Source organism: Allobosea sp. FW305-C-101 (assembly GCF_058783685.1).
Genome location: NZ_JBYSYT010000003.1, coordinates 319,193 through 344,756, shown reverse-complemented (window position 1 = coordinate 344,756; position 25,564 = coordinate 319,193). Strand labels below are relative to the sequence as shown.

General features: G+C 65.4%; 25 protein-coding genes. 18 read left to right on the top strand and 7 right to left on the bottom strand.

Going from position 1 to position 25,564, the window contains the following annotated elements:
- Positions 1-569: 569 nt before the first annotated feature.
- Entirely contained in the window at positions 570-2,462 is a 1,893-nt protein-coding gene (locus AC3WMA_RS16350; protein WP_492286427.1) for an AAA family ATPase, read from the top strand.
- Between the two features lie 50 nt (positions 2,463-2,512).
- On the opposite strand, the gene uvrA is transcribed toward AC3WMA_RS16350, so the two are convergent.
- Positions 2,513-5,485, bottom strand: coding sequence for an excinuclease ABC subunit UvrA (gene uvrA / locus AC3WMA_RS16345; protein WP_492286426.1), 2,973 nt, complete (start codon positions 5,483-5,485; stop codon positions 2,513-2,515).
- 210 nt (positions 5,486-5,695) lie between these two features.
- Between uvrA and AC3WMA_RS16340 the strand changes: the two genes are divergently transcribed.
- Together AC3WMA_RS16340 and AC3WMA_RS16335 are read left to right on the top strand one after the other, a co-directional pair.
- A complete protein-coding gene (locus AC3WMA_RS16340; RefSeq protein ID WP_492286425.1) occupies positions 5,696-6,364 on the top strand; it encodes a GntR family transcriptional regulator in 669 nt (222 codons plus the stop codon).
- 300 nt (positions 6,365-6,664) lie between these two features.
- The gene (locus AC3WMA_RS16335) at positions 6,665-7,231 is read left to right on the top strand and encodes a biotin transporter BioY (protein ID WP_492286424.1); all 567 of its coding nucleotides are present in this window, start codon (positions 6,665-6,667) and stop codon (positions 7,229-7,231) included.
- Between the two features lie 113 nt (positions 7,232-7,344).
- On the opposite strand, the gene AC3WMA_RS16330 is transcribed toward AC3WMA_RS16335, so the two are convergent.
- Positions 7,345-7,509 carry a hypothetical protein gene (locus AC3WMA_RS16330; RefSeq protein ID WP_492286423.1) on the bottom strand — a complete coding sequence of 55 codons (165 nt, stop codon included), beginning with the start codon at positions 7,507-7,509 and terminating at the stop codon, positions 7,345-7,347.
- Positions 7,510-7,770: 261 nt separating this feature from the next.
- On the opposite strand from AC3WMA_RS16330, the gene AC3WMA_RS16325 reads away from it, so the two are divergent.
- The gene (locus AC3WMA_RS16325) at positions 7,771-8,562 is read left to right on the top strand and encodes an inositol monophosphatase family protein (RefSeq protein WP_492286422.1); all 792 of its coding nucleotides are present in this window, start codon (positions 7,771-7,773) and stop codon (positions 8,560-8,562) included.
- Positions 8,563-8,594: 32 nt separating this feature from the next.
- Here the strand turns inward: AC3WMA_RS16325 and AC3WMA_RS16320 are convergent, their stop codons facing one another.
- On the bottom strand, positions 8,595-9,083 hold the full coding sequence (locus AC3WMA_RS16320; protein WP_492286421.1) for a hypothetical protein: 489 nt from the start codon (positions 9,081-9,083) through the stop codon (positions 8,595-8,597).
- Between the two features lie 153 nt (positions 9,084-9,236).
- Positions 9,237-9,686 carry a ribose 5-phosphate isomerase B gene (rpiB, locus tag AC3WMA_RS16315; protein WP_492286420.1) on the bottom strand — a complete coding sequence of 150 codons (450 nt, stop codon included), beginning with the start codon at positions 9,684-9,686 and terminating at the stop codon, positions 9,237-9,239.
- A gap of 284 nt (positions 9,687-9,970) precedes the next feature.
- On the opposite strand from rpiB, the gene AC3WMA_RS16310 reads away from it, so the two are divergent.
- From AC3WMA_RS16310 to ssb, 4 genes are all read left to right on the top strand, one after another.
- The gene (locus AC3WMA_RS16310) at positions 9,971-10,966 is read left to right on the top strand and encodes an ABC transporter substrate-binding protein (protein WP_492286419.1); all 996 of its coding nucleotides are present in this window, start codon (positions 9,971-9,973) and stop codon (positions 10,964-10,966) included.
- The gene (locus tag AC3WMA_RS16305) at positions 10,963-11,820 is read left to right on the top strand and encodes an ABC transporter permease (RefSeq protein ID WP_492286418.1); all 858 of its coding nucleotides are present in this window, start codon (positions 10,963-10,965) and stop codon (positions 11,818-11,820) included. Before AC3WMA_RS16310 ends, AC3WMA_RS16305 begins: the two co-directional genes overlap by 4 nt.
- A gap of 110 nt (positions 11,821-11,930) precedes the next feature.
- Entirely contained in the window at positions 11,931-13,196 is a 1,266-nt protein-coding gene (locus AC3WMA_RS16300) for a 3-phosphoshikimate 1-carboxyvinyltransferase (protein ID WP_492286417.1), read from the top strand.
- A gap of 164 nt (positions 13,197-13,360) precedes the next feature.
- Positions 13,361-13,930 (top strand): single-stranded DNA-binding protein, encoded by a 570-nt coding sequence (ssb, locus tag AC3WMA_RS16295; protein WP_492286416.1) that lies wholly within the window; start codon positions 13,361-13,363, stop codon positions 13,928-13,930.
- A gap of 341 nt (positions 13,931-14,271) precedes the next feature.
- Here ssb and AC3WMA_RS16290 read toward each other — a convergent pair whose 3' ends face one another.
- Positions 14,272-15,063, bottom strand: coding sequence for a class I SAM-dependent methyltransferase (locus AC3WMA_RS16290; RefSeq protein WP_492286415.1), 792 nt, complete (start codon positions 15,061-15,063; stop codon positions 14,272-14,274).
- Positions 15,060-15,485, bottom strand: a complete 426-nt coding sequence (locus AC3WMA_RS16285) for an NUDIX hydrolase (protein WP_492286414.1) — start codon at positions 15,483-15,485, stop codon at positions 15,060-15,062. The genes AC3WMA_RS16290 and AC3WMA_RS16285 overlap by 4 nt, the downstream gene beginning before the upstream one ends.
- Before the next feature lie 361 nt (positions 15,486-15,846).
- Between AC3WMA_RS16285 and AC3WMA_RS16280 the strand changes: the two genes are divergently transcribed.
- The 10 genes from AC3WMA_RS16280 (at position 15,847) to AC3WMA_RS16235 (ending at position 24,893) form a co-directional block, all read left to right on the top strand.
- A complete protein-coding gene (locus AC3WMA_RS16280) occupies positions 15,847-16,365 on the top strand; it encodes a GAF domain-containing protein (protein WP_492286413.1) in 519 nt (172 codons plus the stop codon).
- A gap of 7 nt (positions 16,366-16,372) precedes the next feature.
- Positions 16,373-16,723: a winged helix-turn-helix domain-containing protein gene (locus AC3WMA_RS16275; RefSeq protein WP_492286412.1), complete on the top strand. Its 351-nt coding sequence runs from the start codon at positions 16,373-16,375 to the stop codon at positions 16,721-16,723.
- A gap of 309 nt (positions 16,724-17,032) precedes the next feature.
- Complete coding sequence (gene exbB, locus AC3WMA_RS16270) at positions 17,033-18,112, top strand: tonB-system energizer ExbB (RefSeq protein WP_492286411.1); 1,080 nt, start codon at positions 17,033-17,035, stop codon at positions 18,110-18,112.
- A gap of 3 nt (positions 18,113-18,115) precedes the next feature.
- Positions 18,116-18,565: a TonB system transport protein ExbD gene (gene exbD / locus AC3WMA_RS16265; RefSeq protein WP_492286410.1), complete on the top strand. Its 450-nt coding sequence runs from the start codon at positions 18,116-18,118 to the stop codon at positions 18,563-18,565.
- On the top strand, positions 18,562-19,425 hold the full coding sequence (locus AC3WMA_RS16260) for an energy transducer TonB family protein (protein ID WP_492286409.1): 864 nt from the start codon (positions 18,562-18,564) through the stop codon (positions 19,423-19,425). The genes exbD and AC3WMA_RS16260 overlap by 4 nt, the downstream gene beginning before the upstream one ends.
- A gap of 67 nt (positions 19,426-19,492) precedes the next feature.
- A complete protein-coding gene (locus AC3WMA_RS16255; protein WP_492286408.1) occupies positions 19,493-19,744 on the top strand; it encodes a hypothetical protein in 252 nt (83 codons plus the stop codon).
- 392 nt (positions 19,745-20,136) lie between these two features.
- Positions 20,137-21,345, top strand: coding sequence for an ABC transporter substrate-binding protein (locus AC3WMA_RS16250; RefSeq protein ID WP_492286407.1), 1,209 nt, complete (start codon positions 20,137-20,139; stop codon positions 21,343-21,345).
- A gap of 199 nt (positions 21,346-21,544) precedes the next feature.
- Positions 21,545-23,413 (top strand): ABC transporter permease, encoded by a 1,869-nt coding sequence (locus tag AC3WMA_RS16245; RefSeq protein ID WP_492286406.1) that lies wholly within the window; start codon positions 21,545-21,547, stop codon positions 23,411-23,413.
- The gene (locus tag AC3WMA_RS16240; RefSeq protein WP_492286405.1) at positions 23,410-24,183 is read left to right on the top strand and encodes an ABC transporter ATP-binding protein; all 774 of its coding nucleotides are present in this window, start codon (positions 23,410-23,412) and stop codon (positions 24,181-24,183) included. The genes AC3WMA_RS16245 and AC3WMA_RS16240 overlap by 4 nt, the downstream gene beginning before the upstream one ends.
- Positions 24,183-24,893, top strand: coding sequence for an ABC transporter ATP-binding protein (locus tag AC3WMA_RS16235; RefSeq protein ID WP_492286404.1), 711 nt, complete (start codon positions 24,183-24,185; stop codon positions 24,891-24,893). Before AC3WMA_RS16240 ends, AC3WMA_RS16235 begins: the two co-directional genes overlap by 1 nt.
- On the opposite strand, the gene AC3WMA_RS16230 is transcribed toward AC3WMA_RS16235, so the two are convergent.
- Complete coding sequence (locus AC3WMA_RS16230) at positions 24,850-25,407, bottom strand: MarR family winged helix-turn-helix transcriptional regulator (protein ID WP_492286403.1); 558 nt, start codon at positions 25,405-25,407, stop codon at positions 24,850-24,852. The genes AC3WMA_RS16235 and AC3WMA_RS16230 overlap by 44 nt on opposite strands.
- Between the last annotated feature and the right edge of the window lie 157 nt (positions 25,408-25,564).

The window sequence follows — 25,564 nt, the reverse complement described above, 5'->3', positions numbered from 1 at the left end:
CGTCAACAGCCGGCCGTTCCCAGCGAGCTCCTCGCACAGGGACCGTAGTGTCCCCAGGGCGGTTCCCGAAGCCTCCCGGGAGCAGGGCGTAACCCCCGCCCGCAGGCGCCGACCCTCACCCAACCTCCAGCATACCTCCGGACGGCCGCCCCGTTTGGGTGATGGGCGAGGGCAGGATAGGGCGGGTCAGGAGGGGCGGGGATAAGTCTTTTACCCCACTGCTGCACCGCTGCCGGTTCTGCTCTCGCTGAGATTATCGCCCTGCTACGCGATCGATCACGAGCCCTATTTGCCTCAATTGATACACGACGGTTCGCACACATCGAGAAGGGTTGCATCCCGATTAGTCGCGCATTTCAGCACGACGGCGCGAAGGTCTGTCTCGCCAATCGGTACCGTCGTCGCCACCATCGAAATGAAAGAGGGCGCAGCTTCAACTCATTATATCTTAGCTTGCAAAAAGGTTATGGAGCTGCTCGTCTCCTGGCAGAGACTCGGTAAATTACACTAGAAATTTGATGCCCTAGGACATTGGCTGAAAATCATTCTTCGACAGGAAAATGATATCCATGAAATACAAATCTTTCCTGATTAAGAATTTTAAGGGAATAAAAGAAACTCGCGTTGATCTTCAGGGTATTGCGGGAGCCAGTGTATTCGCATTCGTTGGGTTGAACGAGAGTGGAAAGACCACTGTGTTGGAGGCAATACATAGCTTTTCGCCGGATGGAGCGACTAGCGAGCTTTTAGGTGGCGACGAGGGTATCGGGGTACCAGTGAAGGAGCGCGTTCCTCGGCACCAAATATCAGATTTTACCGGGGATGTTTCGGTTACCGCAACTCTTACAGTTACACAAAAAGACAAAATTCATGTCGCCTCTGAGCTAGAAAGGCTGCATGGCCTAATTATTGATGTTAGTTCTTTCCCTGATGAAGTTGTTTTTGAGAGGCAACAAAGATTTGAACGGGGAGATTTTAAGAAATCATTCTTTACTCTCAGGACAAAATTAAATATAAAGTCCAAAGGTCAAAGAAAATGGCGTGACACCGCAGATGAATCGGAGCGAGTAAGTATTAGAGATGTTGTTTATGAAAGAACCCCAGACATAGCATACTTTCCTACATTCATATTCGATTTTCCTGATTCTATATTTTTGACAGAACGTGGAGGTATTGTTGATCAATTCTATAGAAGAACGTTTCAGGATATTTTGGATTTTGATGGACGTGGGCACACTATCGAGAAGGACATCATTCGCAGAGTGCGGGCGAAGAAGATGGTGCTCCCTTGGATATCGTTCTTGCCATTCTGGAGCTCAAACGACGACCGAGATAAAATACAACATGTGATGGACCGCGCCAGTGCCGCGGTTACACGTCTTGTTTTTGGTCGATGGAACAAAATTTTCGGTGAGAACACTAGAGGAAAAGAGATTATTATAACTTCTGACATTGTAGAGGGAGAAACGCAGGACGCTCAGGGTGTCAAAACAAAAACTGAAGAGCATGACGTATCTATCAAATTTCAAGTAAGGGACGGAACGCGGCGTTTTAATGTAAACGATAGGTCGCTGGGTTTCCGTTGGTTCTTTTCTTTTATGCTTTTTACACAATTCAGGGTCGCAAGAAGCTCCTCTGGCGACAGGCCTCTGCTATTTCTATTCGACGAGCCAGCATCCAACCTCCATGCTGCGGCGCAGCAGAAGCTGATCGATTCATTTCCTGAGATTGCGAGAGACGAGCATACACTAGCATATTCAACCCACAGCCACTACATGGTTGAGCCGAAATGGCTTGAACAGACTTTTATCGTTACGAATCGAGCGGATACTCCTGTTAATGATATACTCGATGATATTTCTTTGGATGACGAATCTCTAGATATAAAGGTATCGAGCTACCGCTCGTTTGTTAATAGTCATCCAAATCAAACAAGTTATTTTCAACCAATTCTTGATAGACTTGAGGTAGTTCCATCAAAGTTTGATATTCAGAGAGCTTCTATAGTTGTCGAGGGAAAATCAGATTATTACATTATAAGATATGCGGCTCTGCTTCTAAATTTTGACGATATGCCAATTCTTCCAGGATTAGGTGCCGGCACATTTGGGGCGCTCGCAGCGTTGCATGTTGGCTGGAATCTGAATTTTTTGTTTGTCTTAGACGGAGATACGCAGGGGAAATTGGAAGGCGATCGCTATTCACGCGAGTTTGGCATCCCTAAAAACCGTGTCATCACAATAAATAATCTAATCCCCGGCGCGAAGACGATTGAAGATTTACTCGACGCAGAGGCATTGGATTTTATACAGAAAAAATTGTCAATTTCAAAGAGGCCAACGAAGGCGCTTATACTAAGATACTTCCAAGAAAGACTCGCATCTAATTCCGTTGACAATTTAGGTCAAGGATTTTCATCAAAAATGAGCACGTTGCTTGGGGGGCTCAAAGCGATGCTTTGAGCAGCTAGCGTCCAACTGATTCAGCCAAAATTGGAAGCACGACGCGGGCTTCATTCCGCCGCCTGCCTAGCGACGGTCTTGCCCTTCTTGATCGGCCGCCGATCCAGCACTTCCTTCAGGAAGCGCGCGGTGTGGCCCTTGCCGATGCGGACGATGTCCTCCGGCGTGCCTTCGGCCACAACCTGGCCGCCGCCGTCGCCGCCTTCGGGGCCCATGTCGATCACCCAGTCGGCGGTCTTCACCACCTCGAGATTGTGCTCGATCACCACCACCGAATTGCCCTGGTCGACCAGCTCGTGCAGCACCTCCATGAGCTTGGCGACGTCGTGGAAATGTAAGCCCGTGGTCGGCTCGTCCAGGATGTAGAGCGTGCGGCCGGTGGCGCGCTTCGACAATTCCTTGGAGAGCTTGACGCGCTGCGCCTCGCCGCCCGAGAGCGTCGTCGCCTGCTGGCCGACCTTGACATAGTCGAGGCCGACGCGCGCCAGCGTCTCCATCTTGTCGCGGATCGAGGGCACCGCCTTGAACAGGCCCTTCGCCTCCTCGACCGACATGTCGAGCACGTCGGCGATCGATTTGTCGCGGTATTTCACTTCGAGGGTCTCGCGGTCGTAGCGCTTGCCCTTGCAGACGTCGCAGGTGACGTAGACATCCGGCAGGAAGTGCATCTCGATCTTGATGAGGCCGTCGCCCTGGCAGGCCTCGCAGCGGCCGCCCTTGACGTTGAACGAAAAGCGCCCGGCCTGATAGCCGCGCGCCTTCGCCTCCGGCAGGCCGGCGAACCATTCGCGGATCGGCGTGAAGGCGCCGGTATAGGTCGCCGGGTTCGAGCGCGGCGTGCGGCCGATCGGCGACTGATCGATGTCGATGACCTTGTCGAGATGCTCGATGCCCTCGATGCGGTCATGCGGGGCCGGGTGGTCGATCGAGCCGTTCAGCTTGCGCGCCACCGCCTTGTAGAGCGTGTCGATCACCAGCGTCGACTTGCCGCCGCCGGAGACGCCGGTGATGCAGGTGAACATCCCGAGGGGGATCTCGACATCGACATTGCGCAGGTTGTTGCCGCGCGCGCCGACGATCTTGAGGCTGCGGCCCTTCGTGGCCTTGCGGCGCTTGGCCGGCACCGCCACCGACATCTCGCCGGTGAGGTATTTGCCGGTGAGCGAGTTCGGGTCGTCGAGAATGTCCTGCGGCGTGCCCTTGGCGACGATCTCGCCGCCATGGATGCCGGCGCCGGGGCCGACATCGACGACGTAATCGGCGGTGAGGATCGCGTCCTCGTCATGCTCGACCACGATCACCGTGTTGCCGAGGTCTCTCAGCCGGCGCAGCGTGCCGAGCAGGCGCTCGTTGTCGCGCTGGTGCAGACCGATCGAAGGCTCGTCCAGCACATAGAGCACGCCGGTGAGCCCCGAACCGATCTGCGACGCGAGGCGAATGCGCTGGCTCTCGCCGCCCGAGAGCGTGCCGGAGGCGCGGGCGAGCGTCAGGTATTCCAGGCCGACATCGAGCAGGAAGGTCAGCCGGTCGCGGATTTCCTTGAGGATGCGCGGGGCGATCTCGTTCTGCTTCTTCGAGAGCCGGGCGGGCAGGGCGGTGACCCAGTCCAGCGCGTCCTTGACCGAGAGCTTCGAGACCTCGCCGATATGGCGCATGTCGATCTTCACCGCCAGCGCCTCGGGCTTCAGGCGATAGCCATTGCAGGCGGCGCAGGGTGTCTCGGACATGAAGCGGCCGATCTCCTCGCGCGCCCAGTCCGATTCCGTCTCCTTCCAGCGCCGCTCCATATTGGTGATGACGCCCTCGAAGGGCTTCTTCACCTCGTAGCTGCGCAGGCCGTCATTATAGGCCATGCGGACGGGCTCGTTGCCCGTGCCGAACAGGATCGCCTTCTGGGCGGTCTCGGGCAATTCGGACCAGGGCTTGGTCATCGAGAAGCCGAAATGCTTCGCGAGCGCTTCCAGCGTCTGGCCGTAATAGGGCGAGGTCGACTTGGCCCAGGGGGCGATCGCGCCCTTCTTCAGCGTCTGCGAATGATCCGGCACGATCATGTCCGGGTCGATCCGCATCTCGTGGCCGAGGCCGTCGCAGACCGGGCAGGCGCCGAACGGATTGTTGAACGAGAACAGCCGGGGCTCGATCTCAGGGATCGTGAAGCCGGAAACCGGGCAGGCGAATTTCGAGGAGAAGGTGACGCGCCTGGCCTCGCCGTTCTCCTCCTTCTCGTCGGCATATTCGAAGACCGCGATGCCGTCGGTCAGCTCCAGTGCCTGCTCCAGCGAGTCGGCGAGGCGGGCGCCGAGGTCAGGGCGGATCACGATGCGGTCGACGACCACGTCGATGTCGTGCTTGAACTTCTTGTCGAGGACCGGGGCGTCCGGGATCTCGTAGAACTCGCCATTGACCTTGACGCGCTGGAAGCCGCGCTTCAGCCAGTCGGCCATCTCCTTCTTGAACTCGCCCTTGCGGCCGCGCACCACCGGCGCGAGCAGATAGCCGCGCGTCTTCTCCGGCAATTCGACCATGCGGTCGACCATCTGCTGCACGGTCTGGCTCTCGATCGGCAGGCCGGTCGCGGGCGAATAGGGGATGCCGGCGCGTGCCCAGAGCAGGCGCATATAGTCGTGGATCTCGGTGACCGTGCCGACGGTCGAGCGCGGGTTCTTCGAGGTCGTCTTCTGCTCGATCGAGATCGCCGGCGAAAGCCCGTCGATCTGGTCGACATCGGGCTTCTGCATCATCTCGAGGAACTGTCGGGCATAGGCCGAGAGCGACTCGACATAGCGGCGCTGGCCTTCCGCATAGATCGTGTCGAAGGCGAGCGAGGACTTGCCCGAGCCGGAGAGGCCGGTGAAGACCACGAGCTTGTCGCGCGGAATGGCGAGATCGACATTCTTGAGATTATGCTCGCGCGCGCCGCGCACGGTGATGGCGCGGCTGTTCGGATCGGCCGCACGGTTGCGGTCGAACATGTCTTCCAGCGCAGCGGCCTGGGCAGCGGCGGATTCGGTCTTGCGGGCCATCGGGGCGTCCGTTGCGGTGAAGCGCTAGATGTAGGGCAAATGCCGGGCCTTTCCAGCCTCGCGGCGATCTGCCCGGCATGAATAGCACGCAGCCGTCCCGGCTGCTGCCGTCTTCCTGACAGGAAACGTCAGGATCGGCGAGGTTTCGATATGGGGATGATCCCGCCGATCGCAATCGACTCCGCGCCGCGCTCGAATTATCTATAAATCATGACGAAGCCTGCCGAAGACACCATCGCCGTCCGCATCGCCAGGGCCCTGGCCGAGCGGATCATTGCCGGAGAGATCGAGCCCGGCTCGCGCCTGCGGCAGGATCACATCGCCGCGGAATTCGAGACCAGTCATGTCCCGGTGCGCGAGGCTTTCCGCCGGCTGGAGGCGCAGGGACTGGCGATCAGCGAGCCGCGCCGCGGCGTCCGCGTCGCCTCCTTCGATCTGTCGGAGGTGAAGGAGGTCGCGGCGATGCGCGCGGCGCTGGAGGTGCTGGCCTTGCGCCATGCCGCTCCGCATCTCACCGCCGCCATCCTCGACAAGGCCGAACAGGCGCGGCGCGATTGCGACGCCGCCACCGATGTCCGGACCTGGGAGGAGGCGAATCGCCGCTTTCACCGCACGCTGGTCGCGCCCTGCGGCATGAAGCGCCTGCTCGCGACGATCGACGATCTCCACGCCGCCAGCGCGCGCTTCCTGTTCTCGGCCTGGCGCTCGGAATGGGAGGCCCGCACCGACCACGACCACCGCGCCATCCTCAACGCCCTGCGCAATGGCGATCTGGAAACCGCGATCGCGACGCTGGCACGGCATGCGCAATGGATCGGCGAGCGCCCGGTTCGTACGGCCTCCGGGGCGACGCGTGGGGCCTTTGCCATCGTCGGGTGAGGGGCGCGCCAAAGCTGCGAATGCGGGTTCCGTAAACATGCACACGCCACGGCCGTCATGCTCGGGCTTGACCCGAGCATCTCCTGCCGAAGAGGGCTCCGCGTGCTTCTTCCGGCAAGAGATTCTCGGGTCTTCGCTCCGCTACGCCCGAGAATGACGCTCTGCCCTGACACGTGATTTTTTGGGCCAGCGGGGACACCGCAGCGAAAGGCGCGCTTGCCTTTTCCTGCGAGATATGGACTTCCTCATAGATCAAAGATCAAAATTATAGATAATTTTGATCGCGACCAAGGAGTGACCATGACCGATCTTGCCCTCAGCCGCCCGTTCAGCCCGCTGCGGCTGGAAAGCCGCTCGCTCGCCTGGCAGGCCGGCGCCGTGATCGTCGGCAGCCTGCTGCTGGCGCTGTCCTCGCAGATCAAGGTGCCGATGTATCCGGTGCCGATGACGATGCAGACCTTCGCGGTCACGCTGATTGGCGCGCTCTATGGCTGGCGCCTCGGCGCGGTCACCGTCATCGCCTGGCTGGCGCAAGGCGCCATGGGTCTGCCCGTCTTCGCCGGCGCCGTCGGTGGCGCTGCCTATTTCGCCGGCCCGACCGGCGGCTACCTGCTGGCCTTCCCCTTCGCCGCGGCCCTGACCGGCTGGCTGGCGCAGCGCGGCTGGAACGGCAGCCGCGTCGGCCTCGCCTTCGCCGCGATGCTGGCCGGCAATGCGCTCTGCCTGGTGATCGGCGTGGCCTGGCTCGCTGTCCTGATCGGCCTGCCCAAGGCGATCGCGCTGGGTGCCGTGCCCTTCATCCTCGGCGCCATCCTGAAGTCGGCGCTGGCCGCCGCCACGCTCAAGGCCTTCGCGCCGCGCGGCTGAGACGGCCGAACGATCTGACGTCAATGAACCGGCGGGCTTCGGCCTGCCGGTTTTTTGTTGGGCTGTGGGCTTCCGCCTTTCGCGACCGCGGCGCCTTGGTGGGCTGGAGGCGTCTAGCGGAGGACGCTCCCAAACGAATCCGTCTGGCGCGCCGGGGCGCCGATGCCGGGCTGCGTATAGGCCGGTCCGTCAGCTCTCGCGCGGGGAACGGTGTCCTGCGTGGTGCAGCCGACCGGGCCGAGCAGGATGAAGGCCAGGGCGAGATAGCGTTTCAGCATGGCGAGCTCCGTCGCAGGGTTCCGGAGCCGGGCTTCTTCGGGTAGCTCCGCCTTGCGCCCAACCTTCGCACGATCTTCCTGCCGGGAAACAGCCCCTTGGGATGCTCGGCTGCATCAGGCCGGCATGCGGGGCGTCATTCGGCACGTACGATGACGATGCTTGCAAGCCGGCGTTCCCAATGTCCAGAACGGGTCGGAAGCGGACTTTGTCAAATCGAGAAATCCCAGTAGGCAAGCCCGACATGGTGAGCCGAGGTCACGATGAGTCTGATTGATAAAGTATCGACGGTTCTGCGAGCCGCTGCTGCAGAGGCGATCTTGCCGCGCTTTCGCAATCTGACCACGCACGACGTGGAGGAAAAGTCGCCAGGAGAACTCGTCACTGCTGCCGATCTTCATGCCGAACGATTGATTGGCGAGCAATTGCTGCTGCTCGATCAGTCCGCCAGGATCGTGGGCGAGGAAGCCTGCGCACGGAACCCCGCCTTGGCTAACGCTCTCGATCAGGGCACCGTCTGGTTGATCGATCCGCTAGATGGTACTGGAAATTTTGCTTCCGGCCGAGGACCATTCTCGGTCATGCTTGCACTGCTACGCGAAGGCGAGACCGTTGCAGCTTGGATGCTCGATCCGCTGTCAAATCAGCTTCATGTCGCCGAACTGGGAAGCGGAGCCCAAATCAATGGATTGCCCGTGTCCGCTGATGGGGAGCCGGATACACTGCGCAGCGGCTCGATTTCCAATCGTTTCATGCCGCTTGACGTGCTTGAGGCCATCAAGCCGCGCTTGGATCGAGTGCCCCTGATCGTACCACCTCTACTTTGTGCAGGAGCCGAGTACCCTGCCATTGCCGTCGGCGATCGCGATTTCGCCGTTTTCTGGCGGACCCTGCCATGGGATCACCTGCCCGGAGCGTTGTTCCTAAGTGAGGCTGGCGGCCGCATCGCACGCTGGGATGGCTCACCCTACCGCGCTGGACAAGAGGGCTATGGCTTATTGGCAGCGCGCACGCCTGAGCATTGGCGAGCTGCACACACTGCGCTCTTCGATTGAGGCAATGACTGCCTAGGGCCGTTTAACGCCACTCAGGCTGCTGCCTTCGAGGTGTCGTGCTGCCGCGAGAACAAAATTCCGCAGCGCCGCTGTAGCTCCCGCGCAAATGCCGGCATGTCCCGACCGCTGATGCCATATCGGATGCGATGATCGGGAGAGCGTTGCTGAGAAGCGGAGGCTTCGAAGACGCGGGCGTAGCAGCCGCCGCTGGCGCCGTAGATGCCGCGATGCGCCGCCAGTCCGAGACCGATGCGATAAGGAACGCTGCCGGCGCCTTTCGCTTGCACCGGGTTTGGAGCCACTCGCTCTTGCCGCACCACTGGCCGTTGCTGCGCCGCGCAGGCGTTGATCTCGTTGGAGAGACGGTCGCTCCAATGGCAATATCCGTTGACGGATTGAATCCCGAACAGCATCCGGGCGCATTTGCAATGCGCGCCGCGCTCGACCGGTCGCGGGTAATGCTGCGCGACGGCAGACGTTGCGGTCATGACGAATAGCGCGGCGATCGCGGCCTTAAGCATGGAAGCCCCCCAGCATCTTTGCTTGGGATGATTGTGGGGTCCCCTCCCGACGAGTCAACTCGACGAAGGGAGGGTGACAGGCTTGATCTCGGCCATGGGGCGGAAGCAAATCTTGCCGGGCAGCCATTCCCCGCCCGGGTGCTGCGACCCACACTAACTCTCCAGCGCCGCGATCATCTCCACCCGCGTCGCATGCCGGCCGCCTTCGAACGTGGCGCCGAGGAAGGCGTCGACGATCGCCAGCGCCAGCCCTTCGCCGACCACGCGCGCGCCGAGCGAGAGCATGTTGGCGTCGTTATGCTGGCGGATCATGCGGGCCGAGAAGGTGTCGGAACAGACGCCGCAGCGGATGCCCCTGACCTTGTTCGCGGCCATCATGATGCCCTGGCCGGTGCCGCACAGGATGATGCCGAGCCGGCAATCGCCGGAGGCGACGAGCCTTGCCGCCGCCTCGCCATGCTTCGGATAAGGTGTGCTCTCCGGCGTGGTCGGGCCGATATCGACGACGGTCCAGCCCTGCGCCGCGACATGCTTCGCGATCGCCTGGCGGAGCGGGATGGCGGCGTGGTCGCTGGAGAGCACGATGCGGTTATCGGTGGTCACGGCGATATCGTCCTGTTTCGCGACGGCGTTCGGTGTGCCGATCAGCTTGGATCAGGCACGCCCTGTACCGTCAACGTGCCCTGCCTTCCAGTCGCTCGTCGGGGGCCGCTTGGTCCTGACGGGCGCTGACAGGGGCGGGGGTCGCCTCGCTTGTTCGTTTGCGCGATGTTTGCTCACGAGAGGCTGTGCCGGTGTGGATCAATTCGCCCGGTCCTGCGTTTCAGCGCGAGCCGCGCATGCGACGAGCCTGGCGGCGCCAGCCATGAGCGATCGGGGGAGCAACGATGATGAAGGCCCTTCTTGGAGCAGCGACGCTTGCGCTCGGCCTCGGCCTCGGCGCGCCGGCCATGGCCTGCGAACTCGACCGGCCGCTGAAGATGGCCGGGCTGGACTATGATTCCGCCGCCTTCCACACCGCCGTCGCCAGCGCGATCGCCGAGCGCGGTTTCGGCTGCAAGGTCGAGCGCGTTCCCGGCGTGATCGCGCCGCTGGTCAATGGCGTGGCGCGCGGCGATGTCGATATCGTCATGGAGATCTGGATGGCCAACCCGGTCGATGCCTGGGTGAAGGCAGCCGAGGCCGGCAAGGTCGAGCCGCTCGGCACCACCTTTCCCGACGCGAGCGAGGGCTGGTTCGTGCCGCGCTATCTGGTCTCCGGCCCGGATGCTAAGGCGCCGGACCTCAAGACCGCGCAGGATCTCAAGCGCTACAAGGCCTTGTTCGCCGATCCAGAGGAGCCGGGGAAGGGGCGTTTCTATAATTGCGTCGCCGGCTGGGTCTGCGAGGGCATCAACAGCAAGAAGCTCGCGGTCTACGGGCTCGCCGAGGACTTCACCAATACGCGCGGCGGCTCGGGCGAGGCGCTGGTCGCCGCCATCGAGGCCGCGCTCAAGCGCAAGCGCCCGGTCGTGTTCTATTATTGGGGGCCGAGCTGGCTGCTTGGCGCCTATGACCTCGTCAAGCTGGAGGAGGCGCCCTTTGATCCCGCGATCTGGGCCGAGCTCAAGGTCAGCGACACTCCCAAGCGCGCCACCGCCTATCCGACCAGCAAGGTCGTGATCGGCGCCAATGTCGACCTCGCCAAGAAGGCGCCGCAGCTTGCGAGTTTCTTCAAGAGTTACGGCACGACCAGCGACGTGACCTCCAAGATGCTGGCCGAGGCGCGCGAGAAGGGCGTCACGCCCGAGCAGCAGGCGCTCGTCTTCCTGAAGACGCAGGGCGATATCTGGAAGAAATGGCTGCCGGCCGACGTTGCCGGCAAGGTCGCTGCCAGCCTGTGACGGCCACATTGGTGCCGGATCTCGGCAAGGCGTTGCAGGGCGCGGTCAATCGCGCGGTCGATGCGCTCGTCACCGGCTACGGCGACAGGCTCGACGGTTTCGGTGCGGTGCTGACCGCGCCGGTGCGGCTGGTCGAGACGCTGCTCCAGCAGGTTCCGGTCCCGGCCTTCGTGCTGGCGGTTGCGGCCGGCGCCTGGCTCGCGACGCGGCGGATCGGCTTCGCGCTGGCGATGGCCGCCTTGCCGCTGGCGCTCGCGGGGCTGGGTGTCTGGAGTGAGGCGATGCAATCGCTCGCACTGGTCGCCGTCTCCGTGGTGCTCGTCGTGCTGATGGGCCTGCCGCTCGGTGTCGCGGCGGCGCGGCTGCCACGGCTGGGGAGGGCGCTCGCACCGCTCTATGACCTGATGCAGACCATCCCGAGCTTCGTCTACCTGATCCCGGTCGCGATGCTGCTCGGACTCGGGCGTGCGCCGGCGCTGGTCGCGACGCTGGTCTATGCGCTGCCGCCCTTCGCACGTCTGACCGAGCTCGGCCTGCGCGGCGTCGATGCCGGGCTGGTCGAGGCTTCGCGGGCGCTGGGTTTGCAGCCCCGGCAGGCCTTCTGGCTGATCGAATTGCCGCTTGCCCGGCCGACTATCCTGCAGGGACTGAACCAGGCGATCATGATGGCGCTGGCCATGGTCGTGGTCGCCTCGATGATCGGCGCCAAGGGGCTGGGCGAGGTCGTGCTGCTCGGCCTGCAACGGGCCGATCCCGGCCTCGGCTTCGTCAGCGGGCTCGGCATCGTCCTGCTCGCCGTGCTGCTCGACCGGATGGCGCAAGCTGTTCTCGGAGCGCGCCGGACGGATGGCTGAGTCCTTCGAGCGGGCTCACGCGGCTTCGACCGCGACAAGCGGGACGTGCCACGCTATGAGCGTGCTCGGCCGTTCGGGCACGGATTTGAGATAAGCGAAAGCTGCTGACGATGAATGCGACGGGGGCACTGACGATCGTTCCGCCGGGGGCGCCGTTGCGGGGCCGGGTGGTTCCGCCCGGCTCGAAATCGATCACGAACCGCGCGCTGCTCGTGGCGGCGCTGGCGGGGGGCACCAGCCGGTTGACCGGAGCCCTGAAAAGCGACGACACCCGCTACATGGCGCAGGCGGTTCGCGCGATGGGCGTCACCGTCGACGAGCCCGATGCCACCACCTTCGTCGTCTCCGGCACCGGCCAGCTGCAGCCGCCCGCCGCGCCGCTCTTTCTCGGCAATGCCGGCACCGCGACGCGCTTCCTGACCGCCGCCGCGGCGCTGGTCGAGGGCACCGTTATCGTCGATGGCGACGAGCATATGCGCAAGCGCCCGATCGCGCCGCTGGTCGAGGCGCTCCGCAGACTGGACGTCGCCGTGACCGCGCCGAGCGGCTGCCCGCCGGTCACGGTCATGGGGCAGGGCAGCTTCCCCGCCGGGCGTGTGGAGATCGATGGCGGCCTGTCCAGCCAATACGTGTCCGCTTTGCTGATGGCGGCCGCCTGCGGACGCGGCCCGGTCGAGATCGCCCTGACCGGCCAGGATATCGGCGCGCGCGGCTATATCGATCTGACGCTGGCGGTGATGAGGGCCTTCGGCGCCACGGTTTCGCAGCCAGATCCGGCGACATGGCGGGTGGAGCCGACCGGCTACAAGGCAGCCGATTTCCTGATCGAGCCCGATGCATCGGCCGCCACCTATCTCTGGGCGGCGGAAGTCCTGACCGGCGGCGCGATCGATCTCGGCGTCGCCGCCTCGGCCTTCACCCAACCCGACGCCGCCGCATACAAGATCATCGCCAGCTTCCCGAATCTCCCGGCCGTCATCGACGGCTCGCAGATGCAGGACGCGATTCCCACCCTCGCCGTGCTCGCCGCCTTCAACCGGACACCGGTCCGCTTCGTCGGGATCGCCAATCTGCGCGTCAAGGAGTGCGACCGCGTCGCGGCCCTGGCGCAGGGCCTTTCACGCATCCGGCCGGGCCTTGGCCTGGAAGAGGGGGATGACCTTCTGGTCGCGTCCGATCCGGCTCTCACGGGGCAGACCGTGGCGGCGGAGATCGACAGCCATGCCGATCATCGCATCGCCATGAGCTTCGCGCTGGCGGGCCTCAAGTTGAACGGCGTCACGATCCTCGACCCCGCCTGCGTCGGCAAGACCTACCCCGGCTACTGGCGCGCACTCGCTTCGCTCGGCGTCGTGCTGGAAGGCGATTTGCCGTAACCTCCCGGCCGATCGTCTCCCGCGACGGCCGGCTCCCCGATTCGTCAGGGGAAAACCTATTGAACAAAACGAGAACATAATTGATAATGCCTCAATCGGCCGATAGGGTTCGGCTCCGGTCGATCGGCCGGTTTGTGTGAAGTGCGCAGGAAATGGAGCCTGTCATGGCTGGTAGCGTCAACAAGGTCATTCTGGTCGGCAATCTCGGGCGTGATCCCGAAGTGCGCCGCCTCGGCAGCGGCGAGCCTGTCGTCAATCTGCGTATCGCCACCTCCGAGACCTGGCGCGACAAGCAGAGCGGCGAGCGCAAGGAACGCACCGAGTGGCACTCGGTCGTGATCTTCAACGAGAACCTGGCGAAGGTCGCCGAGCAGTATCTGAAGAAGGGCTCGAAGATCTATATCGAGGGCCAGCTCCAGACCCGGAAATGGCAGGACCAGTCCGGCGTCGAGAAATACACCACCGAGATCGTGCTGCAGCGTTTCCGCGGCGAGCTCACCATCCTCGACAGCCGCCAGGGCGGCAGTGACGAGTATGGCGGCGAGGGTGGCGGCAGCAGCGGCGGCTACATGGACGACCGCTCGGGCGGCGGTGGCGGCGGCTCCTTCGGCCGGTCCAGCGCGATGGGCGGTGGCGGTGGCGGCGGTTCGCGCCAGCCGGCGATGTCGGGCGGCGGCGGTGGTGGCGGTGGGCGCTCGTCCTCCAGCCATCTCGACGACGACATCCCGTTCTAGGGCTTGGGAATTTTTCTCGGAAATGCACCGTCATCCCGGGCTTGACCCGGGATCCATTCCGGAGCGCTGCCGATCGAGGTTCAGGCATGGATCCCGGATCTCCGCTTCGCTGCGTCCGGGATGGCGAGTTCAGCCTGTGATTTGAAGGGCCGGTTCTCGTTGGAGAGCCGGCCCTTCTGCTATTGGCTCGGAGTACGGTCGTTCGCACGAAAACACGCCGTCATCCCGGGCAAGCTGCACAGCAGCGCCGATCCGGGTTCCATCGTAAAGCTCCGGAGCCCTCCGATGGATCTCGGGTCAAGCCCGGGATGACGATGTGGTTCCACGGAAAATCAGCAAGCTCAGGGCCGCGCGATGACGAGGCGCAGCGAGCCGTCGAAGCTCGGCTGATTGCGCAGGAAGCCGTAGCAGGAATCCCAGGCGCCGCATTCCAGGTCCTGGCGCAGCTTCTCGATCGAGGCGGCGTTCTCGGCCTCGCCGACGAAGCTCCAGGCCGAGCAGGCCGAGCGCGCACCCGGATCGAGGAAAAGCTCCGGCCGGCCGTAATAGGCCTCGTTGAAGCCGTCGCGGCAGGCGAGCGGGATCGGCACCGCGACGATCTCGACATCGCCGCCCAGAACCGTGCCGATATGGCCGAGCGAGGGATAGCGCCGCGCCTCGGTCGCCAGCACCTCCGGCGCGTAATGATTGAGCCAGAAGGCCTGCACCAGCTCGGGATCGCAGGACAGGATCGCGACCGGCCCGCGCGTCACCCGGCGCATCTCGCGCAGCCCCGCATCGAGATCCCCCCATTGATGCACGGTGAAGGTCGCCATGCTCGCGTCGAAATGCCCGTCGGGAAAGGGCAGGGCCTCTGCGGTTGCGTCGATCGCCGCGACGATATCGGCCGGGCGCTGCGTCCGCATCGAGGCGGAAGGCTCGACCGCCGTCATGTCGCGGCTGCGCGGCTCGTAGGAGCCGGCGCCGGCGCCGACATTGAGGATGCGCCGGGCCGGGCCGAGCGCGGCCTCGATCAGGGCGGCGATGGCGGGCTCTGGCTGGCGATAGGAGGCGTAGCCCTGGCCGATGCGGCCGTAATCGGCGTCACCGGCGCTGCCATCCGCCCGGCGCGGGCTCGAAGTGAGGTCGTTCATCGTGTCGTCTCCGTCAGCAGGGAGCGCCAGAGTGGCAGGGCGTGATCGCGCGTCAGCGGGGCGAGGGGAAGCGCGGAGGCCGTGCCGGGTTCGAGCCAGGCGATCTCGGCGATTTCCGCCGCCGGCTGTGGCTCGCCGTCGAGAGGCAGGGTGAAAAGCTCGGCCTCGACGATGAAGCCGGGTTCATTGGCGGCCGGGGCCACGAAGCGCCCGCAATGGCGCGCGGCTTCGGGCAAGGCGACAAGTCCCAGCTCTTCCCGGAGTTCACGGGCAAGCGCATCGAGGGGCTGTTCGGCGGGCTCGATCTTGCCGCCCGGCTGCATGAACCAGGCGGCGCCGCGCTTGCGGACGAGCAGCAGGCGCCCGCGCGCGTCGATCAGCAGGGCGGCTGCGATGCGGATTCGCCGGAGACCCTCGCTCAAGACCGATTCCCTCCAAGCTGGCGCGGGGGAGGATTGGCACGATCCGAGGTGGGCGGGGAAGGGGCCTGGGCTCGGTTGATCGCAAGGGGGCGAACCAAGCCTTTGTCATTCCGGGGCGCGCCACAGGCGCGAACCCGGAACCCACGACTGGGCGAGGCCTCTTACACCTGATGACAAGGGCGCACCCGGTCGTGGGTTCCGGGTTCTTCGCGATGCGAAGCCCCGGAATGACAAGAGTGAGGCCATTCGAGATCGTTCCGGCAACTGCCCGCATAGGGCCTCTTCGATGGCGTGGCCGGGAGGATGGTGGTAGGAACCGGCGCTCGATTTCGAGAGCGAACGCAAGCGAGGCGTCAGGATCATGTTCGAGGCACGCAGCATCGCCGCCGGCAGCAAGCCGGACTTCTATCGCGAGCTGGCCGGGCAGCTCGAAGCCCTGCTCACCGGCGAAAGCGACCCGATCGCCAACGCCGCCAACACTTCGGCCCTGCTGTTCCAGATGATGCCGGACCTGAACTGGGCCGGCTTCTACATCATGCGATCGGGCGAGCTGGTCCTCGGTCCGTTCCAGGGCAAGCCGGCCTGCGTCCGCATTCCCGTCGGCAAGGGCGTCTGCGGCGCGGCCGTGGCGCAGGGAAAATCGATGCTGGTCGAGGACGTCCATGCCTTCCCCGGCCATATCGCCTGCGATGCGGCCTCGCGCTCGGAACTCGTGGTGCCGCTGCATGGCCGCGACGGCGTCATCGGCGTGATCGATCTCGACAGCCCGTCGCCGGCGCGATTCGACGCCGACGACCGGGTGGGCATCGAGCGCATCGCGGCGATCTGGCTCGCGGCCTGCGGCGAAGGCGCGCAGGCGAACCTCGCCAAAGCCTCCTGAGGCCGCGGTGCCCTCGCTGAGCCTGCGCATCCAGCTCGATCCTGAGGGCCGGATCGGCCCCGGCAAGATCGCGCTGTTGGAGAACATCGCGACACATGGCTCGATCTCGGCTGCCGGCCGGGCGATGGAGATGTCCTACCGGCGCGCCTGGGAGCTGGTCGAGGAACTGAACGCGCTCTTCGGCAAGCCGGTGGTCGAGCGCCAGGTCGGCGGGCGCAATGGCGGCGGGGCGCAACTGACCCCGCTCGGCGAAGCGCTCATCCTGCGCTTCCGCGCGGTCGAGCAGGCTGCGACTGAGGCTGCCGCTGCTCACCTCGCGGCATTGCAGGCCGAGATCGACCGGCCCGAGCGCGGCTGACAGGCCAATACGCGCCGCGTCGGCGCCGCCTTGCATTCATCGAATAGCGGATATGTGAGGGCCGTCCGGGAGCGCGGGGAGGCCTGATTTCGCGTGGCCGGGACCCTTTCGGGCCAAGGCCGGCGAGCCGCTTTTTCTTGACATGCCCGCCCGATTCGAACAGGCGTATCGCATATGCAGCATCGGTGCTGCAAGTCTTTTTTTGTAATGATTCCAATGAGGAAGCTGCCGACCTTCAGGGAACCGGCGGCAAGGCTGCAGAGCCGGCGAAGGCCAGCACGGCGCTCCTCCAGAGAAGGCTGATTTGTGATGATGCGTGCGTTCCGTCTGGCTCTCGTTGCGGTGAGCCTGTCCGTGGTGGTGGCCCAGGCCCAGGCGCCGGGGCAGCCCGCTCCCCAAGCACCGGCCGATACGGCTCCGCCGGCAGTGCAGACCCAGCCAGCGGCCCCGAGCCAGCCCGCCGCGCCGACACCGCAATCTGCCCCGGCTCAGCCGGGGGCGCCGACCAACCCGTTGCCGCCGGCTCTGCCTCAGCTCGGCATCAACCCGCCAAGCACCGCCCATCCGCCATTGACGCCCGGCAACCCGGCCACGCCCGTGGTCGCTCCTCCGGCTGTGGCGGCGACCCTGCCGCATGACCTGTCGCCCTGGGGCATGTTCATGGCGGCCGACATCGTCGTGAAGGGCGTGATGCTCGGGCTCGCCTTTGCCTCGCTGGTGACCTGGACGATCTGGCTCGCCAAGGCGATGGAACTCGCCGCCGCCAAGCGTTCGGCCGGCCGGGCGCTTCGTCGCATCGAGGCCGCCGACAACCTGAGTGCTGCGGCTAGTGCTACCGCCGGCAAGAACGGCAAGCTGCGCGGCGCCGTCGGCCAGTTGCTCTCGGCGGCCCTTGCCGAGACGCGCCGCTCGGCCGATCTTGGCGAGGACGGCATCAAGGAGCGCGTCGCCATCGCGCTGTCGCGGATCGAGGCGCGCGCCGGCCGCTCCATGGCGCGCGGCACCGGCCTGCTGGCCACGATCGGCTCGACTGCGCCCTTCGTCGGCCTGTTCGGCACGGTCTGGGGCATCATGAATTCCTTCATCGGCATCAGCCAGGCCAAGACGACCAATCTCGCGGTCGTCGCACCGGGCATCGCCGAGGCGCTGCTGGCGACCGCGATCGGCCTCGTCGCCGCCATTCCCGCCGTCATCATCTATAACGTCTTCGCCCGCGCGATCACCGGCTACCGCGCCACGCTCTCCGATGCCTCGGGCGAGATCCTGCGCCATCTCTCGCGCGACCTGGAGCGCCGCCAGCGCGCCATCGCGCCGGCTCCGCGTGCGGCCTCGGCTTCCTCGGCTTCGGCCGCGAGCGTGGCATCCGCGCCGCTCGTTCCGGCGGAGTGAGCCATGGGCGTTTCCCTCAAGGAGCCGCAAGACGGCGACCTCGGCGAGGTCAGCGACATCAACGTGACGCCGTTCATCGACGTCATCCTCGTCCTGCTGATCATCTTCATGGTTGCGGCGCCGCTCTCGACCGTGGATGTCGCCGTCGACCTGCCGGTCTCGAACGCCCAGCCGCAGCCGCGGCCGGACACGCCGATGTTCCTGACGGTGAAGGGCGACCTTTCGCTGGCGCTCGGCAATGACGCCGTGCCGCGGGAGGCTTTGCAGGCGGCGCTCGACCAGAAGACGAACCGCGATCGCGAGCAGCGGGTCTTCCTGCGCGCCGATGGCAGCGTCTCCTATAGCGAACTGATGAACGTGATGAACCTGCTGCGCAATGCCGGCTATCTCAAGATCGCGCTGGTCGGGCTCGAGGACACCGGGCAGGGGGCTGCTGCGGGGCCTAAGCCATGAGCGTGGAACGCCCGTCGATCTCCCGCTACGCGCCGGCCGCTCTCCGCTGGAGCCTGGCCGCCTTCGTGGTCGCGAGCGCCCATGGCACGGCCGGCTGGGTCATCGCCAACTGGCAGCGCGCCGAAGCCGCGATGGGGGCGCCGCCGGCTGCCGTCATGATCGAGCTCGCGCCGCTGGCCGTCGCGCCCGAGGCGCCGCCGCAGGATGTCGCGCCTGGCCCCGAGATGGCCGAGGCGCAGCCGGAGCCCGAACCGCCGCCGCCGGAGCCGGTCGAGCAGCCCAAGGAGATCGAGCCGCCGCCGCCGGAACCGGAGCCCGTCGCGATTCCGGAGCCGGAGATCAAGATCCCCGAATTGCCACCGCTGCCGGACGCCGCGGCTATCCTGACGCCGCCGCCGAAGGAGGAGCCGAAGCCGCCTCCGCCGGAGAAGCCCAAGCCGAAGCCGAAACCGAAGATCGTCGAGAAGAAGAAGCCGATCCGGCCGGACAAGCCGAAGGCCGAGCAGACCACCGCGCCGGTGGCGCAGGAACAGGCGGCGCCGCGCGCGGCTGCCCCCAATTCCGGGGCGTCCTCGGCGTCGCCGGCCGCAACCGCGAGCTGGCGCGGCACGCTGATGGCGCATCTCAACCGCTACAAGCGCTTCCCCGGGGGCGCCAGCCCCGGCACGGTGCAGGTCGCGTTCAGCATCGATCGCGGCGGCCGCGTGCTCTCCGCCCGGCTCGTCCGCGGCTCGGGCGATGCGGCGCTGGACGAGGAGGCGGTCTCGATGATCCGCCGCGCCAGCCCCGTGCCGGCACCGCCGGACGGGCTCGGCGGCGGCGCGATCGCGCTGGCTGTGCCGATCCGGTTCTCGCGCTAGACTGGCTTGCGGGAACTGGAAGGCCGTCCATGCGTAGGACGGACAGGTTTGCGAGAGGAGAAGCGCGATGACGATCGTCAAGCTTGCAGCCGGCGCGATGCTGGCCCTCGCTTTGGGCGGCTGCGTCACCACCGAAGCCGAATACCGTGCCATGGACGAGCAGCGCTGCCGCTCCTTCGGCTTCCGCGCGCCGAGCGAAGGATTCTCGAACTGCCTGCTGCAGCTTGATCTCGATCGCGCGGCCGAGCGGCGCTATCGCTTCGACCGGTTCGATGCCTCCTTCGGCGGGCCGCCCTGGGCCTATGGCCGGCGCTGGTAAGAGGCGAACTCCCGACAAGAAAAAAGGGCCGCGCGGGAAGCGCAGCCCAAGTCTAGGGAGGAAACGCCCAAGGAGGGCGACGCAACATCTCTGCTGCGCTGCATCCTAGATAGGAAGCTCGAAGCGCGCCTGCAAGACCAAAAGGGCAGCATCGCTGACTTATTTTTGGGCGGCAGATTTTCCTATTGAAATCAATGGATTATCTGATTTCCCTTGGCGCTGGCGCGAGCCGCTGCCCATCGATTGCCGATGCGCTGCATTGCAAGAAAGGCAGATTGACAAGCGTCGGGATCTATCCATTCATATGTATGCATATGAAAACCGCTCTCCCAAGCCCGGTGCGAGCGGTATCGCTGCGGATTGCAGCCGCAGCGAGGCGAAGGACCCATCCGATGAAGATCGATCGTCGCAGTTTCGTCGCGGGCTCGCTCGCCCTCGGCGTTCCCCAGCTGGTGCGCGCCCAGGGCGCGGGGCCGATCCGTATCGGCGAGGTCAATTCCTATACCGCGCAGCCGGCCTTCCTGAAACCCTATCGGCAGGCCTGGGAGCTGGCGCAGGAGCAGATCAACGCGGCCGGCGGCGTGCTCGGCCGCAAGCTCGAGACCGTGTTCCGCGATGATGCCGGCAAGCCCGAGGACGCGGTGCGCCACGCCGCCGATCTCGCGACGGCCGAGAAGGTCGACATCATCGCCGGCGGCTTCCTCTCCAATGTCGGGCTCGCGCTCGCCGATTACGCCAACCAGAACAAGCGGCTCTATGTCGCCTCCGAGCCGCTCGCCGATGCGCTCGTCTGGTCGAAGGGCAACCGCTACACCTTCCGCCTGCGGCCCTCGACCTACATGCAGGCCGCGATGCTGGTCGAGGAAGCGGCGAAGCTCCCGGCCAAGAAATGGGCGATCGTCGCGCCGAACTACGAATACGGCCAGTCGGCGGTGAAGTGGTTCAAGGAACTGCTGGTGAAGGCGCGCCCCGACGTGACTTTCGTCGCCGAGCAGTTCCCGGCGCTCGGCCGCATCGATGCCGGCGCGACCGTCCAGGCGCTGGAGGCGGCCAAGCCCGATGCGATCTTCAACGTCACCTTCGCGGTCGACCTCGCCAATTTCGTCCGCGCCGGCAACACGCGCGGCCTGTTCGAAGGGCGCCAGGTCGTCTCGATGCTGACCGGCGAGCCGGAATATCTCGACACGCTCGGCGCCGAGACGCCGGAGGGCTGGATCATCACCGGTTATCCGCATGCCGAGCTTCAAACCCCGGAGCACGTCAAGTTCCGCGATGCCTACAAGGCGAAGTACAACGACTATCCGCGGCTGGGCTCGGTCGTTGGCTACGAGACGGTGCAGGCCATCGCCGCCGCGCTGGCGAAGGCGGGCTCCACCGACAACGAGAAGCTGGTCGATGCCTTCGAAGGGCTGAAATTCGGCTCGGCCTTCGGCCCGATCGAATTCCGCAAGATCGACCACCAGTCGACGCTTGGTGCTTATGTCGGCAAGAGCGCGCTGAAGAACGGCAAGGGCGTGATGGTCGACTGGAGCTACCGCGACGGCGCCAAGTACCTGCCCAGCGACGACGAGGTCCGCAAGCTGCGCCCGGTTGTGGGCTGAGCTTGATGCTCTCCGCGTCATGCTCGGGCTTGACCCGAGCATCTCCTGCCGCGTGAGGCTCCTGAGCCTCTTTCGGCCTGAGATTCTCGGGTCTACGCTTCGCTTCGCCCGAGAATGACGGAGCGAGGAGCCGACATGATGCGGATAACCCGCCGGCCGGCCCCTACCGTCCGAGACATACGCCTTCCTCCGAGACGACATGCTTGATCTCGTCCTCACCCAGACCCTGAACGGCCTGGCCTCGGCGTCGTCGCTGTTCCTGGTGGCGTGCGGGCTGTCGATCATCTTCGGCGTCACGCGCATCGTGAACTTCGCCCATGGCTCGCTCTACATGCTGGGCGGCTATCTGGCCTTCACGCTGGTGACCTGGCTCGGCCCGGCCGACCCGCTCGGATTCTGGGGCGGCGTCATCCTCGCCCTGCTGCTGACGGGCCTTGCTGGCGTGCTGATCGAGGTCCTGATCCTCCGGCGGATCTATCAGGCGCCGGAGCTGTTCCAGTTGCTCGCGACCTTCGGCGTCGTGCTGATGCTGCAGGACATCGCGCTCGCGACCTGGGGGCCGGAGGACAAGCTCGGCCCGCGTGCGCCCGGCTTCCGCAGCTTCGTCATCCTGTTCGACAATCGCTTCCCGAGCTATGATCTCTTCCTGATCGCGGTCGGCCCGGTCGTGCTCGGCCTGATCTGGCTGCTGTTCCACCGGACGCGCTGGGGCGTATTGATCCGGGCGGCGACGCAGGACCGCGAGATGGTGAGCGCGCTCGGCGTCAACCAGCGCCTGCTCTTTACCTCGGTCTTCGCCTTCGGCGCGGCGCTGGCGGGGCTCGGCGGCGCGCTCCAGCTCCCGCGCGAGGCGATCAACCTCCACATGGACCTCTCGATGATCGCCGAGGCCTTCGTGGTCGTGGTGGTCGGCGGACTGGGAAGCGTGACGGGCGCCTATCTCGCGGCCGTGCTGATCGGCGTGCTCCATGCCTTCGGCATCCTGATCCTGCCCAAGATCACGCTGGTGCTGGTCTTCCTGGTGATGGCGGCGGTGCTGATCGCCCGGCCGCATGGCCTGCTCGGCAAGGCGGCGAGCGAGCCGCGCGGCCATGCCGGCCAGCTCTTCCTGCTGCGCCCGGCTGACGGCGCGGCCAAGCTGTTCGGAGCCGTGGCGCTCGCCTTGCTGGTGCTGGCGCCGCTCGTCGTGCCGGATCACATCGTCCTGACGCTGACCGATCTCGTGATCTTCGCGGTCTTCGCCGCCTCGCTGCATCTGCTGATGGGGCCGGGCGGCATCACCTCCTTCGGCCACGCCGCCTACTTCGGCCTCGGCGCCTATGGCGCGGCGCTGGCGGTGAAATGGCTGGGCAGCCCGATGGAGGAGGCGCTGATGCTGGCGCCGTTGATGGCCGGCATCGCGGGCGCGATCTTCGGCTGGTTCTGCGTGCGGCTCTCGGGGGTCTATCTCGCCATGCTGACGCTGGCCTTCGCCCAGATCGCATGGGCCACGGCCTTCCAGTGGGTCGATCTCACCGGCGGCGACAATGGCATCCTCGGCGTCTGGCCCTCGGCCTGGGCGGTGCCCAAGGCGGTGTTCTACTACCTCGCGCTCACGATCGCCGTACTCGTGATCGTTGCCCTGCGCGTTATCATCTTCGCGCCCTTCGGCTATGCCCTGCGCGCCGGCCGCGACAGCCCCTTGCGGGCCGAGGCGGTCGGGCTCGATGTCGGGCGCCTGCAATGGGCCGCTTTCGTCATCGCGGCGATTGCTGCCGGCATTGCCGGCGGGCTCTTCGCCTTCTCGAAGGGCTCGGTCTTCCCGACCTATATGGCGATCCCGCGCTCGGTCGATGCCTTGCTGATGGTGCTACTCGGCGGCGTGCAGACGGTGGCCGGGCCGGTCGTCGGTGCCTTCGCCTATATGGGCCTGAACGAGCAGCTCGCGAAGATGACGGCCTATTGGCGCTTCGCGCTGGGTCTCTCGATCGTACTGCTGGTCGTGCTGTTCCCGCGCGGCCTCGTCGGTACCTGGCTGTTCTGGCGCGCCCGGCGCGAGAGCGCCGCGCAATCGACGGCAACCGCATGAACGCGCCCGTGCACCCTGTTCTGGAAGCCCGCGACCTCGCAAAATCCTTCGGCGGCGTGAAGGCGGTCGACGGCGTCTCCTTCGCTGTCGAGGCCGGCCGGCTTGTCGCCCTGATCGGCCCGAACGGCGCCGGCAAGACGACCTGCTTCAACATGCTGAACGGGCAGCTCAGGCCCGATCGCGGCGAAGTCCTGCTGGCGGGCAAGCCGATCACCGGGCTCGAACCGCGCAAAATCTGGCGCCTCGGCGTCGGCCGCACCTTCCAGATCACCGCGACCTTCGCCTCGATGACCGTGCGCGAGAATGTCCAGATGGCGCTGATTTCGCATGCCGGGAAAACCTGGCGCCTGTTCGGTCGCGCCGACGAGCGCCGCCTCGAACCCGCAAATGCGCTGCTCGATCAGGTTGGCATGACCGGGCAAGCCGAGCGCGCCTGTGGCGTGCTCGCCTATGGCGATCTGAAGCGCGTCGAGCTTGCGGTGGCGCTCGCCAACGAGCCGCAGCTGCTGCTGATGGACGAGCCTACCGCCGGCATGGCGCCGCAGGAGCGCATCGCCCTGATGGCGCTGACCGCCCGCATCGCGCGGGAGCGCGGCATTGCCGTGCTCTTCACCGAGCACGACATGGATGTCGTCTTCGCCCATGCCGACCGCGTGCTAGTGCTGGATCGCGGCCGCCTGATCGCCTCCGGAACGAGCGCCGAGGTGCGCAACGACCCGCAGGTGCGCGCGGTCTATCTCGGCTCAGGCGCAACCTCGGGAGGGCATTGATGACGACGCTCCTCGAACTCGCGGGCGTCGAGGCCTGGTATGGCCGCGCCAAGATCCTGCATGGCGTCGGCTTTTCGGTCGGGTCAGGCGAGGTCGTCGCGCTGATGGGCCGCAACGGCGCCGGCAAGTCGACGACGATGAAGACGGTGATGGGACTGGTGCCTGAGCCGCAAGGCTCGATCCGCTTCGAGGGCAAGGAGATCGCCGGCCGCGAGCCTTTCCAGATCGCCCGGATCGGCATCGGCTATGTCCCGGAGGACCGGCGCGTCTTCTCTGACCTGACCGTGATGGAGAACCTCGAAGTCGGCCGCCAGCCGCCGCGGACCGGCGCGCCGCACTGGACGCCGGAGCGCCTGTTCGACCTCTTCCCCAATCTTGGCCGCATGCGCGACCGGCCGGGCGGCGCCATGTCCGGCGGCGAGCAGCAGATGCTGACCATCGCCCGCACGCTGATGGGCAATCCGCGCTTGTTGCTGCTCGACGAGCCTTCGGAAGGGCTCGCGCCGGTCATCGTCGAGGCGATGGCGGAGACCATCCGCGTGCTGAAGGGCGAGGGGCTGTCCGTGCTGCTCTCTGAGCAGAACCTGCATTTCGCCGGCAGCATCGCCGACCGCGCCGTGATCATCGAGAAGGGCTTGATCCGCTTCGACGATACGATGGCGGCGCTCAAAGCTGACGAGGCGGCGCGGGGCCAGTATCTGGCGGTTTGAAGCCTGAGAGCAGGCGACGCATCACATCGAGAAGGGGCTCGACCTCCCCATCCGCCATCGGGTCCAGCGCGGCGACGGTGATCGCCTTGGCACGCTCGACATAAACCGGCAGCAGCTCGCGGCCGCGCGCGCCGAGCTGCACCAGCACGCGGCGCTTGTCATCGGGATCGTGCAGGCGCTCGACCAGCCCGCGTTCGGCAAGGCGCGTCACCACGCCCCGGATGGTCGCCGGGTCCATCGCCGTCATGCGGCCGAGCTGGTTCTGGGAAATCCGGCCGTCGACGGCGAGCCGGCACAGCACCGCGAATTGCGGCGGCGTCGGCCCGTCCGCACCCATCATCTCCAGGAACATCGCGACATAGCGCTGCTGCATCTGCCGCAGCAGGAAGCCGAACTGCTCGTCCAGCACATAGCCGGCGAGGTCGACGGGGGCGGGAATCGCGGAATCGGCCTGGCCGCTGGCCGTGCGGTGATGCCGGCCGAGCCCGTCTTCCGATTCCTCTGCGCGATCCATGCTGGCTCCGGGTGGCGATTCTGCCGGCGGGCGGCAGCGGCGCATTCTCCCGGATCATATGTGTTCGTTCAATCGGCAAGGCAACGCAGTCGCCGCCGTCATGCTCGGGCTTGACCCGAGCATCTCCGGAAGGAAAGGCGCCCTTCTCGGCACGAGA

What these genes read in the sequence shown, in the direction of transcription:
- AC3WMA_RS16350 (WP_492286427.1), top strand. Translation starts at nt 570, where the DNA reads ATGAAATACAAATCTTTCCTGATTAAGAATTTTAAGGGAATAAAAGAA.
- uvrA (WP_492286426.1), bottom strand. Translation starts at nt 5,485, where the DNA reads ATGGCCCGCAAGACCGAATCCGCCGCTGCCCAGGCCGCTGCGCTGGAA.
- AC3WMA_RS16340 (WP_492286425.1), top strand. Translation starts at nt 5,696, where the DNA reads ATGACGAAGCCTGCCGAAGACACCATCGCCGTCCGCATCGCCAGGGCC.
- AC3WMA_RS16335 (WP_492286424.1), top strand. Translation starts at nt 6,665, where the DNA reads ATGACCGATCTTGCCCTCAGCCGCCCGTTCAGCCCGCTGCGGCTGGAA.
- AC3WMA_RS16330 (WP_492286423.1), bottom strand. Translation starts at nt 7,509, where the DNA reads ATGCTGAAACGCTATCTCGCCCTGGCCTTCATCCTGCTCGGCCCGGTC.
- AC3WMA_RS16325 (WP_492286422.1), top strand. Translation starts at nt 7,771, where the DNA reads ATGAGTCTGATTGATAAAGTATCGACGGTTCTGCGAGCCGCTGCTGCA.
- AC3WMA_RS16320 (WP_492286421.1), bottom strand. Translation starts at nt 9,083, where the DNA reads ATGCTTAAGGCCGCGATCGCCGCGCTATTCGTCATGACCGCAACGTCT.
- AC3WMA_RS16310 (WP_492286419.1), top strand. Translation starts at nt 9,971, where the DNA reads ATGATGAAGGCCCTTCTTGGAGCAGCGACGCTTGCGCTCGGCCTCGGC.
- AC3WMA_RS16300 (WP_492286417.1), top strand. Translation starts at nt 11,931, where the DNA reads ATGAATGCGACGGGGGCACTGACGATCGTTCCGCCGGGGGCGCCGTTG.
- ssb (WP_492286416.1), top strand. Translation starts at nt 13,361, where the DNA reads ATGGCTGGTAGCGTCAACAAGGTCATTCTGGTCGGCAATCTCGGGCGT.
- AC3WMA_RS16290 (WP_492286415.1), bottom strand. Translation starts at nt 15,063, where the DNA reads ATGAACGACCTCACTTCGAGCCCGCGCCGGGCGGATGGCAGCGCCGGT.
- AC3WMA_RS16280 (WP_492286413.1), top strand. Translation starts at nt 15,847, where the DNA reads ATGTTCGAGGCACGCAGCATCGCCGCCGGCAGCAAGCCGGACTTCTAT.
- exbB (WP_492286411.1), top strand. Translation starts at nt 17,033, where the DNA reads ATGATGCGTGCGTTCCGTCTGGCTCTCGTTGCGGTGAGCCTGTCCGTG.
- exbD (WP_492286410.1), top strand. Translation starts at nt 18,116, where the DNA reads ATGGGCGTTTCCCTCAAGGAGCCGCAAGACGGCGACCTCGGCGAGGTC.
- AC3WMA_RS16260 (WP_492286409.1), top strand. Translation starts at nt 18,562, where the DNA reads ATGAGCGTGGAACGCCCGTCGATCTCCCGCTACGCGCCGGCCGCTCTC.
- AC3WMA_RS16255 (WP_492286408.1), top strand. Translation starts at nt 19,493, where the DNA reads ATGACGATCGTCAAGCTTGCAGCCGGCGCGATGCTGGCCCTCGCTTTG.
- AC3WMA_RS16250 (WP_492286407.1), top strand. Translation starts at nt 20,137, where the DNA reads ATGAAGATCGATCGTCGCAGTTTCGTCGCGGGCTCGCTCGCCCTCGGC.
- AC3WMA_RS16245 (WP_492286406.1), top strand. Translation starts at nt 21,545, where the DNA reads ATGCTTGATCTCGTCCTCACCCAGACCCTGAACGGCCTGGCCTCGGCG.
- AC3WMA_RS16240 (WP_492286405.1), top strand. Translation starts at nt 23,410, where the DNA reads ATGAACGCGCCCGTGCACCCTGTTCTGGAAGCCCGCGACCTCGCAAAA.
- AC3WMA_RS16235 (WP_492286404.1), top strand. Translation starts at nt 24,183, where the DNA reads ATGACGACGCTCCTCGAACTCGCGGGCGTCGAGGCCTGGTATGGCCGC.
- AC3WMA_RS16230 (WP_492286403.1), bottom strand. Translation starts at nt 25,407, where the DNA reads ATGGATCGCGCAGAGGAATCGGAAGACGGGCTCGGCCGGCATCACCGC.